Here is a 5,340-nt window from a genome sequence, read left to right on the forward strand (position 1 = left end):
ATGGGTGTAAGATGATTAAAAAAATCAGTATTAATTTTCTTTTCTTGATGGTAATGATAGATGTTGTTTTTGCCACATTGTTCAATATCCCTGTCTGGATGCATCTGTTTAATATTATTAATAACCTTGATGGTGTGAAACTTGGATTTATTATATCTCTTCCAGTCTTTCTGATATCTGCATTAAATTTTGTTTTTACACCGTTCTCATTCAGGTATATATTTAAACCTTTTTTTTGTATTCTGTTTATCTGTAGTTCCATTGTTACATATGCCACCATGAAATATGGTGTGCAGTTTGATAAAACAATGATGCAGAATATTTTTGAAACAAATGCAGGTGAAATGACATCATATTTCAATATGTCTGTTGTACTGTGGTTTTTATTTACGGGTATACTTCCATGTGGACTATTGTTGTTAGTAAATATCCGTTATCCTGAGACATGGATAAAGGGTATTATATATCGTTTAATATCAATGCTTGCATCTCTCTTGATTATATTTGCGATTGCGTTTTTCTTTTATAAGGATTATGCATCAGTTGGCAGAAACAACTCTTCATTAAATAAAGAAATAATACCTACTAATTATATCTACAGTGGGTTTAAATATGTAAGGGATTTTTTTGTTTCTCCTGGCGAGTTTCGTCAGACTGGAACGGATGCATCCCGCACAATAAATGAAAAACAAAAGCCGGTAATTATGTTTTTAGTTGTCGGGGAGACAGCAAGAAGTCAAAACTATGCTCTGAATGGATATTCTCGTGGTACCAATGATTTTACAAAGAAATATAATGAACTTATATCCTTTCATAATGTGCAGTCGTGTGGCACATCCACAGCCATATCTGTTCCATGCATGTTTTCAGATATGAAGCGAAAAGAGTTCAATTCCCGCAAAGCGGTAAATTCGGAAAATGTACTGGATATTCTGTACAGAACGGGGGTAAATTTACTCTGGATTGAAAATGACGGGGGATGTAAAGGTGTATGTAAGCGAATCCCTACAATTAATATTGAGCCATCAAATTCAGATAATACATTATGCAAGAAAAACTCATGTTATGATGAGGTTATGCTAAAAAATATTGATGAGTATATAAATAATAACTCAGAGGATAAACTTATCGTATTTCATTTGATGGGTAGTCATGGTCCTACCTACTATCTCCGTTATCCTGAGTCACATAAATATTTTAAACCAACATGTGATCGTAGTGATATCGAAAATTGTACGCATGAGCAATTGATTAATACCTATGATAATACAATTCGCTATACTGATTATATAATATCAAAATTAATTGACAAGCTTATCGAATATAAAGATGAGTATGATACTGTTTTATTATATGTCTCTGACCATGGAGAATCTCTGGGAGAAAATGGATTATACTTACATGGAACACCATATAATGTTGCTCCAGCTGAGCAAACGCATGTGCCTCTTATTACCTGGATGTCTCCGGGGTTCGTTTCCTCTAAAAAAATTGATTTGAATTGTTTGTCAGAACATGCTCTAAACAGAACAGTAAGTCATGATAATATATTTTCATCGTTACTGGGGTTATGGAATGTAAATACTTCAGTTTATAATAAAGAAGATGATATTATATCCTCCTGCAGATAGATACTGACATTTTTCTGAGGATAAGAGGTGAATACCTCTTATCCTTAAGTAAATATTAACCAGGTAACTGTGAATAATTTAGATGTTGGGCGTTATGAAAGTAATAAAACTCCCCATATAATGATAGCAACTAAAATCGTAATCAACACTGCGGCTGAACCCATATCTTTTGCTCTGCCTGATAATTCGTGATGTTCTGAACCAATTCTGTCAACAACTGCTTCAATTGCACTGTTAATTATTTCAACAATAATTACCATCATTGCCGAACCAATGAGTAATACTCGAGTAACAGAGTCAACATCCAGCCAAAAGGATATTATCAGTGCTGACAGAACCAGAATGCACTCCTGACGAAAGGCTGCTTCATAGCGCCATGCCGCACATAAGCCTTTCCATGAATAACCCGCTGCTTTAATAATTCTGGTAACACCAGTGGTCGTATTAGCCATAAATACCTCTTATTTAATTATATGTCTGAATATGCATTATAAAATATCAGTTAACATTAACAGGATTTTGTAATAAGCCACATTTATTCTTTCGGGAATTAAAAAACATAACGAAATTTTGCCTCATTCTGCATTTCATTGAAATAGTATGTTTCTCATCGAAAGCAAGTTTGTCAATATAAATTTGTAACAGAAATGACTTTCCGGGGATAAACAAAACTGTTCATGGCAATGGCTTTCTCTGTCGCCAACATGGATACATTGTTCCGGATAAAGCACTGATGTCATTGACTGACGCAGACTATCAGGCCATCTGATGCTTTCTTTTCCTTCACCGGTATTGATGATATGCCTTATGAAGGGGGACTTATTCCTGTAACCCAATCACAGGCACTGTGATTACTGGTTTATGATTGATGCTGATTTGAGCAGATATGCACAGCAGTTGTGGATTCAGGGGATATTTTCTGCCAGATATTCATACCAGATTGATGACCTCTTTGCTCAGATGCTCTTCGTTCTGAGCCAGCCAGGATTTTGTGGCCACATACATTGTTCGCCGATGGGGAATCGAGACAGGCGATTGGCTGTGATGCGATTTTGCCGCTAACTGAGGATGAGTCCGCCCCTCCCGGGGAATTCCTGTAAGTTAAGCCGTACCTGTTGATTAGCACTAAACTGGGTAATGAATTTATCTGCCAGTATGAATGATGCCGGGGACGGTTTTGAACTCCTGATGTCGGGTAATATGCAGGATTTTAATATTTGTTGTCGTCGGGATAATCATTATCCTGAACATAAACTGATACCTTTATCAGAGTTATTTGACGTTAATTATGGACTGAATCTTGAGCTGAATAAACTGGAGAAAGATTCTTCAGGAATTAATTTTGTTTCAAGAACGTCCAAAAATAATGGCGTCTCCGCCAGGGTTAAATTAAAAGATGGTATTAGTCCATGCCAGCAGCTGTGTTAACTGTAGCAGCAGGAGGTTCTGTTATGGAATCGTTTGTACAGGATTCACCATTTTATAGTGGAAGAGATCTTTATTGGTTACGTCCTAAAGTTGAACTGACTCTGGAAGAGAAATTGTACTACTGCTCTTGTATAAGAAGAAACAGACACAAATACAGCTACGGGCGTCAGGCAAACCGAACGCTGAAGAATTTACTGGTACCGTCATTAGATTCTGTTCCGGCATGGGTATATGGTGTGACAGGGAAAATAATATCTGAATTGTCTGAACGTTGAGACTAAGAGGGCCGGAGGCCAGGTGAATGGCCACCGGGATATTTATATCAGAGTATATTGGCGATTGATTTTGCCAGCTGGTCTTCCAGATGAGGTTTAGCTTCTTCAAACTTCAGATTAACCTGGTTGGCACTGGATACAACCCGGGTCTGGTATTTATGCTGGTTGCCGGTTTCTGTGCTTGTCTGAATTTTGGAGCCTGATGTTCCCTGACGCAAAGCTGCAACATTATCCGTTCTGACGCTGGTTCTGGTTCGCTCGGCAATCTGAACATCTGTAATCATTGTGTAATTTATATCTTCCACCATTGCATCCGCGGCCATGCCAATCAGACCGGTAGCCAGTCCAACACCGAGAGTGGTACCTGCCGACCCGGTATTGTACGCTGTGATTCCACCTCCAAGAGCAGCTCCGACTGCTGCACCTTCATAACCGCGACTCAGCCATCCCTGAGATTCACGCAGATCCATTTTGTCTGCTTTGAGAACGTTAGCCTGGATCCAGTAGTAAGCTTTATCCGGGGAAGTCATGATCTGATAACCTCTGGCTTTGACTGCATCGGCAATTTTTCCCTGTAGTCCACTCATGTCTTTATCCGACGTGTTTTTGATCTGCAGGAAAACGGTGCGTTCGCTCGCAGGTTCAAGCCAGATGGTTGAGGTGTACTGACAATAGCGGACACTACCATTTGTTCTTTTTTTAAGCAGCCATCTGATGATATTTTTCCCTGAAGGCTGCCGGGGAGATATTCCCCAGACGAGAGTGACGACGCTGACGATTGTAGAAAATCTCAATGTATTCCCGTATTACTGAGATGGCCTCATCCCGGCTCTTAAAACGATAGTGGCTCAGGCTCTCATTTTTCAGCGTTCCCCAGAAGCTTTCCATCGGAGCGTTGTCGTAACAGTTACCTTTACGCGACATTGATGTTTTCAGACCAAACTGCTCCTGTATGACCCGGTAATCGTATGCGCAGTACTGTGAACCTCGATCAGAGTGGTGGATTAGCCCGGCAGGTGGGCGCTGGCTCCTGAGCGCCATAAACAGGGCTTTACCTGTCAGCTCTTTTGTCATGCGCTCTCCCATGGCGTAGCCGACAATTTCGCACGTATAAACATCTTTGATGCCAGCGAGGTACAACCATCCCTCCTGTGTGGCAACATACGTCAGGTCCGCCACCCAGACCTGATTTGGTGCTGTAGGAGCGAACGTCTGGTTCAGCAGATTTGGCGCAACTGGCAGATTGTGGTTCGAGTTCGTAGTCGCCCTGAACTTGCGTTTCTGCTTACAGCGTAGCCTTAGCTCCTTACGAAGACGTGCCAGTCGGTCACGACCAACGATGATGCCATTCTCTGCCAGCTCCGTCTGGAGCCGCCGGGTTCCATATGTTTCGCGAGTGCGGATATGTGCCACCTTAATCTCCAGTTTTAGCCGCTCATCACTTTGTTTTCTGTCTGAGGGTTCATGCTGTACCCAGTTGTAATAACCGCTCCTGGATACACCAAATACCTGACACATCGCTTCAATGGGAAATTGTTGTCGCCATTGTTCGATTAACGCGTATTTTTCAGCGACTCCTGTGCAAAATACGCTGTTGTAGATTCAATTGGTCAACGCAACAGTTATGTGAAAACATGGGGTTGCGGAGGTTTTTTGAATGAGACGAACATTTACAGCAGAGGAAAAAGCCTCTGTTTTTGAACTATGGAAGAACGGAACAGGCTTCAGTGAAATAGCGAATATCCTGGGTTCAAAACCCGGAACGATCTTCACTATGTTAAGGGATACTGGCGGCATAAAACCCCATGAGCGTAAGCGGGCTGTAGCTCACCTGACACTGTCTGAGCGCGAGGAGATACGAGCTGGTTTGTCAGCCAAAATGAGCATTCGTGCGATAGCTACTGCGCTGAATCGCAGTCCTTCGACGATCTCACGTGAAGTTCAGCGTAATCGTAAGCGTACAGCCTGAACCGTCTGGTCAGAATCTGACGAATTAGACAAAGTGG

The 5,340-nt window shown here is 41.2% G+C and carries 5 protein-coding genes and 3 pseudogenes; 5 read left to right on the forward strand and 3 right to left on the reverse strand.

What is annotated here, in order from left to right:
- The first annotated feature begins 11 nt into the window (after positions 1-11).
- A complete protein-coding gene (locus tag HEN33_RS24035) occupies positions 12-1,631 on the forward strand; it encodes a phosphoethanolamine transferase (RefSeq protein ID WP_183083487.1) in 1,620 nt (539 codons plus the stop codon).
- Between the two features lie 92 nt (positions 1,632-1,723).
- On the opposite strand, the gene HEN33_RS24040 is transcribed toward HEN33_RS24035, so the two are convergent.
- On the reverse strand, positions 1,724-2,083 hold the full coding sequence (locus HEN33_RS24040; RefSeq protein ID WP_000024297.1) for a diacylglycerol kinase: 360 nt from the start codon (positions 2,081-2,083) through the stop codon (positions 1,724-1,726).
- Between the two features lie 685 nt (positions 2,084-2,768).
- On the opposite strand from HEN33_RS24040, the gene HEN33_RS24045 reads away from it, so the two are divergent.
- Both HEN33_RS24045 and HEN33_RS24050 read left to right on the forward strand, forming a co-directional pair.
- Positions 2,769-3,059 carry a hypothetical protein gene (locus HEN33_RS24045; RefSeq protein ID WP_001304211.1) on the forward strand — a complete coding sequence of 97 codons (291 nt, stop codon included), beginning with the start codon at positions 2,769-2,771 and terminating at the stop codon, positions 3,057-3,059.
- Positions 3,060-3,082: 23 nt separating this feature from the next.
- Entirely contained in the window at positions 3,083-3,334 is a 252-nt protein-coding gene (locus HEN33_RS24050) for a hypothetical protein (protein WP_001303891.1), read from the forward strand.
- A gap of 47 nt (positions 3,335-3,381) precedes the next feature.
- On the opposite strand, the gene traT is transcribed toward HEN33_RS24050, so the two are convergent.
- A complete protein-coding gene (gene traT, locus HEN33_RS24055) occupies positions 3,382-4,083 on the reverse strand; it encodes a complement resistance protein TraT (protein ID WP_042354693.1) in 702 nt (233 codons plus the stop codon).
- A pseudogene (locus HEN33_RS24060) lies at positions 4,034-4,930 on the reverse strand (IS3-like element IS600 family transposase); the annotation flags it as partial. The gene traT and the pseudogene HEN33_RS24060, both read right to left, overlap by 50 nt.
- On the opposite strand from HEN33_RS24060, the pseudogene HEN33_RS27180 reads away from it, so the two are divergent.
- Both HEN33_RS27180 and HEN33_RS24065 read left to right on the forward strand, forming a co-directional pair.
- Positions 4,915-4,995: pseudogene (locus tag HEN33_RS27180) on the forward strand (hypothetical protein); the annotation flags it as partial. The pseudogenes HEN33_RS24060 and HEN33_RS27180 sit on opposite strands and share 16 nt — an antisense overlap.
- Positions 4,992-5,294, forward strand: a pseudogene (locus tag HEN33_RS24065) (helix-turn-helix domain-containing protein); the annotation flags it as partial. The pseudogenes HEN33_RS27180 and HEN33_RS24065, both read left to right, overlap by 4 nt.
- Positions 5,295-5,340 lie beyond the last annotated feature (46 nt).

Origin of the sequence: Escherichia sp. 94.0001 (genome assembly GCF_013369155.2) — a bacterium.
Taxonomy (GTDB): domain Bacteria; phylum Pseudomonadota; class Gammaproteobacteria; order Enterobacterales; family Enterobacteriaceae; genus Escherichia; species Escherichia coli_F.

Bases quoted from the DNA above. Each gene is read 5' to 3' on its own strand.
- HEN33_RS24035 (WP_183083487.1), top strand. From the start codon at position 12: ATGATTAAAAAAATCAGTATTAATTTTCTTTTCTTGATGGTAATGATA.
- HEN33_RS24050 (WP_001303891.1), top strand. From the start codon at position 3,083: ATGGAATCGTTTGTACAGGATTCACCATTTTATAGTGGAAGAGATCTT.
- HEN33_RS24045 (WP_001304211.1), top strand. From the start codon at position 2,769: ATGAATTTATCTGCCAGTATGAATGATGCCGGGGACGGTTTTGAACTC.
- HEN33_RS24040 (WP_000024297.1), bottom strand. From the start codon at position 2,083: ATGGCTAATACGACCACTGGTGTTACCAGAATTATTAAAGCAGCGGGT.